Annotated in this window: 1 protein-coding gene; it reads right to left on the bottom strand. The window is 49.9% G+C overall.

Annotated features, from left to right (window positions below):
- Window positions 1-517, bottom strand: a 517-nt coding sequence (locus ACTHUR_RS14285) for a serine dehydratase beta chain (RefSeq protein WP_440399220.1), incomplete at its 3' end; no start/stop codon positions are given.
- Window positions 518-700: the final 183 nt, after the last annotated feature.

The raw sequence follows: 700 nt of genomic DNA, 5'->3' as shown, positions 1-700 counted from the left end.
TTTCGTAAGGGTATGGCACGTCTGAATTTTCCTGCGCTTCTTGTGCAAACCCTTCGTCTGTTACGATAAAACCGCCGCCAACCGAATAATAGATCTGTTCTTTCAGCTTCAGGCCGTCTGAATTATAGGCGATAAAGTTCAAACCGTTCGGATGTTTGGGCAACACTTTGTCGCCGCGGATATCCAAATCTTTTTCGGGATTGAAGGTCATTTCACGGCCGTTGAATTTTAAAACGTGCTGCGTGCGGATGCGTTCCAAGCGTTGGGGGATGTCTGCAAGCGGAATATCGTGCGGCAGGCTGCCTTCCAAACCAAGCAATAATGCATCGAATGTACCGTGTCCGATACCGGTCAAAGCAAGCGAGCCGTACACTTCACTGACAATACGTGCCACTTGTGTATCTAAGTTTTCGGCATGCAGCAAATCGGCAAAAGCGGCCGCGGCCTTCATCGGGCCGACGGTGTGCGAGCTGGACGGGCCGATGCCGATTTTGAAAATATCAAAGATGCTGATCATAATTTTCCTATCATTGTGTGTGCGGGCGGGCTGTTTTTCAGACGGCCTTAAGGCCTAAAGAGGAATCTTTTGCACCGCTTGCCAATGCAAGTACCAAATGTCCGACAGTCATCAAAGGATCGCCTGCTTCCGGCGAGGTGTATTTCAGCGTCAGCGGTTTTTTACGCAAGGGTTCGTAATGGC

The organism is Neisseria sp. P0021.S007 (assembly GCF_051956855.1).
The sequence above is the reverse complement of the archived record's forward strand: the minus strand, read 5'-3'. Positions and strand labels throughout refer to the sequence as shown.